This is a genomic window from uncultured Planktosalinus sp. (assembly GCF_963973675.1).
Classification (GTDB): Bacteria; Bacteroidota; Bacteroidia; order Flavobacteriales; family Flavobacteriaceae; genus Planktosalinus.
Window position 1 is genome coordinate 1 of the sequence record NZ_CAXBAN010000269.1, and the last position, 3800, is coordinate 3800.

General features: G+C 38.2%; 3 protein-coding genes. 2 read left to right on the forward strand and 1 reads right to left on the reverse strand.

Going from position 1 to position 3800, the window contains the following annotated elements; all coding sequences use genetic code 11:
• Positions 1–2048 (forward strand): copper-translocating P-type ATPase (locus AACY61_RS10300; RefSeq protein WP_339611494.1); only part of this gene is annotated, 2048 nt, incomplete at its 5' end.
• Positions 2049–3257: an MFS transporter gene (locus AACY61_RS10305; RefSeq protein ID WP_339611495.1), complete on the forward strand. Its 1209-nt coding sequence runs from the start codon at positions 2049–2051 to the stop codon at positions 3255–3257.
• A 199-nt stretch (positions 3258–3456) separates the two neighbouring features.
• Here the strand turns inward: AACY61_RS10305 and AACY61_RS10310 are convergent, their stop codons facing one another.
• A complete protein-coding gene (locus tag AACY61_RS10310; RefSeq protein WP_339611496.1) occupies positions 3457–3588 on the reverse strand; it encodes a hypothetical protein in 132 nt (43 codons plus the stop codon).
• Positions 3589–3800 lie beyond the last annotated feature (212 nt).

Here is a 3800-nt window from a genome sequence, read left to right on the forward strand (position 1 = left end):
ATTCGAAGATGAAACACAAAAAAGAAGACCATTCTAAAATGAACCACAAAGGTGGGGGCCATTCGGGTCACAATCCGGGTCACGGTCAAATGGGTCACGACCATCATAAAATGATGATTGCAGACTTTAGAAAACGGTTTTGGGTAACACTCGTGCTTACCATCCCCATATTGTTCTTCTCACCAATGATTCAAGAATTTTTTGGTTATGAATTTTTACTTCCAGGAAATCCATACATCCTTTTTGCACTTTCCACTGTTGTATATTTTTATGGTGGTTGGCCATTTTTAAAAGGGTTTTGGTCTGAAGTCAAAAAAGGTGCACCAGGAATGATGACCTTGATTTCTATGGCAATTTCTGTAGCTTATTTTTATAGTACTGCTACTGTATTTGGCTTAAGAGGTGAAGACTTTTTCTGGGAACTATCAACACTTATAGCCATAATGTTGCTTGGCCATTGGATAGAAATGAAAAGTGTTTTAGGTGCTTCAAAAGCCTTACAGTTATTGGTGAGTATGATGCCTGCAGAAGCGCACAGAGTAAAAGGTGACACCATAGAAGACATCCCTCTCGAAGATTTACTGAAGGATGATGTGATTTTGGTAAAACCAGGTGAAAAAGTTCCAGCTGACGGAATAATAGTAGACGGAACCAGTTACCTAAATGAATCTATGCTCACAGGCGAATCTAAACCTGTAAAAAAAGATGAAGGCGATAAGGTTATTGGTGGTTCGGTAAATGGCAATAGCACCTTAAAAGTAAAAGTTGAACATACTGGAAAAGACAGCTATCTCAACAAGGTTATCAAAATGGTTGAAGAAGCGCAAAAAACTAAATCTAAAATGCAAAACCTTTCAGACAGGGCTGCAAAATGGCTAACCTATATCGCTTTGGCTATTGGTTTTGGAACATTGGCAGTATGGTTGATTTTAGGCTTTCCGTTTGTCTATGCTTTAGAAAGAATGGTTACCGTTATGGTTATTGCTTGTCCACACGCATTAGGGCTTGCTATTCCATTGGTGGTTGCGATTTCTACGGCAGTATCTGCTCAAAATGGATTGCTTATTCGAAATAGAACTGCGTTTGAAGAGTCCAGAAAAATTTCAGCTTTGCTTTTTGATAAAACAGGAACACTAACCAAAGGTGATTTTGGTGTCACTCGAATCGAGTCTGTTAACGAGACTTATTCAACAGAGGAAATTTTAAGACTTTCAAGTGCATTGGAACAAAGTTCTGAACATCCAATAGCTGTTGGGATTATTAAAAAAGTAAAAGAAGATAACATAACCATTCCAAAACCTGAAAACTTTAATGCAATTACAGGTAAGGGTGTAGAGGCAAATGTTGAAGGCAAAGAAGTTAAGGTAGTAAGTCCTGGCTATTTAAGAGATGAAAAAATAGACATCCCAAAAGACGCTTATAGTGATGCCGCTGAAACTGTCGTGTTTGTATTAATTGATGGGAAACTGGCAGGTTACATTGCGCTTGCTGATGAAATAAGACCGGAATCTACCGAGGCAATCAAAATATTTAAAAAGAATAACATTAAAGTTCTAATGGCAACTGGCGATAATGAAAAAACCGCTAAGGCTGTGAGTGAAAAACTTGGATTGGATGGTTACTACGCCGAGGTATTGCCACATCAAAAAGTTGAAATTGTAGAAGAGTTACAGAACAAAGGTGATTTTGTAGCTATGACGGGTGATGGTGTTAATGATGCGCCCGCTCTCGCAAAAGCCGATGTAGGAATTGCAGTAGGCTCAGGTACAGATGTAGCAGCTGAAACTGCCGATATTATTCTGGTCAACAGTAATCCACAGGATATTGCCAATTTAATTCTCTTTGGGAAAGCCACCTACAATAAAATGATTCAGAATTTGATTTGGGCTACAGGATATAATGTCGTGGCTATTCCTTTAGCAGCCGGTGTATTATATTCTTCAGGTTTTGTTTTAGGTCCTGCGGTTGGTGCGGTATTTATGAGCTTAAGTACTATTATAGTAGCTATTAATGCGCAATTATTAAAGCGAAAAATCGGTAAAAAATAAATGGACAAAAAAGAAAAACTCAACAGGATATCTTTAATCCTGTTGAGTTTATTTGTAGTGATGTTGGGTTATGGTATTTTATTGCCAACCCTTCCCTACTATACCGAAAGATTAGCTTTAAAAGACAATCTCGACACCGATTTAATCAACTTCCATATTGGGTTGCTTACCAGTATTTATCCTCTATTTCAATTAATTTTTGTTATCGTTTGGGGAAAGTTATCTGACAGATATGGTCGTAAACCCGTCATTATTATTGGTTTGATTGGCTTTGTAATAATGCAATTGCTAACTGGGCTTGCAACATCACTTACTATGCTATATATCGCTCGGATTTTTGGTGGTGTTTTCACTTCTTCCGTTATTCCTGTCAACAACGCATATTTAAGTGATATTACCTCTGAAAAACGTAGAACGAAGATAATGGCCTGGTCTGGTGTAGCCATTAGTTCAGGGGTTATTTTTGGACCCGTTATCGGTGGCTTTCTTTCGCAATCAGACCTTCATTTTGAGTATGCAATTGGTCAACTACATTTGGGTCGATTTTCCACACCTTTTTTATTCGCTGCATTATTAGGTTCTATTGTTTTAGTCATTGTTGTAAAATGGCTAAAAAATTCTGTTCGCATCCATAAATTTACAACTCAAAAATTCACTTTTCGGTTCTCGTTCAGCCAATATTTCCTTGTCCTATTGGCGCTATCATTTGTCATCCAATTTGTGGTGACTTTGTTTGAAACTGTTTTTTCAATCTACGGTAAAGACGAATTAGGGTTTAACAGCAACCAGGTTGGTATTGGTTTTATGCTGTGTGGTACAATAATGGCTGTTTTGCAGCCTGTATTTGCCAGTTATGGGGAAAAGATTCTATCTACTAAAAAGCAAATTGGCTTTGGGTTATTCATTTCAGGAATTTCATTAATTGCCTTTCCTTTTTTCAAAAATGAATTTGTTGTGTACGGTTTAATTGTGGTGTTTGCTGCTGGTGGTGCTATGGTTACACCTAATTTGTTGTCTGCGGTATCCTTGTTATCCAAAACAAATACAGGGCGAAATATTTCAATACAAAGTTCAACAAACAGCGTTGGTCAGATTTTAGGTCCCATTTTAGGAACTTGGTTGGTTACCGGTGGTTTTTATTATCCATTTATAATAGCCGGCAGTATTATTTTGGTTACCATCTTTTTTCTTTTTTTTCTCAACAAATAGGACAACCCTGTATTCGTGATGGTAGAATAGCTTTTTTCACTTTATACCTATCGGTGATTTTTCCAAATCAAATAGCTGCATACAGATTTCCATGGCAATGAGCTAATCCGGCCATGGGAAGGAACACCACTAGTTTTTAGTCGAAAACCGATCAATCCGACATTCTAAACAGTCTTTATGGAAGGTAATATAATCGTCATTACTGTTTACCATCAGTAAAAACCAATGGGTTCAAAATCAGTACTGGATTTTGTAAGTTGAGGGAGTCGGGGACGATGAGTTTTCCAAGTCGTTCGGTGTATATCCCATTTTCGTCATACTCTAGATTCATTGCGAAATAGACACGCCCCCCTACCCACTGATATGGGTACTCTTATTGGAAACGCCGGACATAGTATACCACCCTGGCCGGGTTAAAGTGACCATAGCTGGCCGGACGAAAGTGACCCACCCGCGCCGGGCCAAAGTGGACCACCTTTAGATTAGACCTATCTGTAAAAAGTCTAAGTGCTTTTTTTGTTAAAAAGCACCATGGCGAACAAG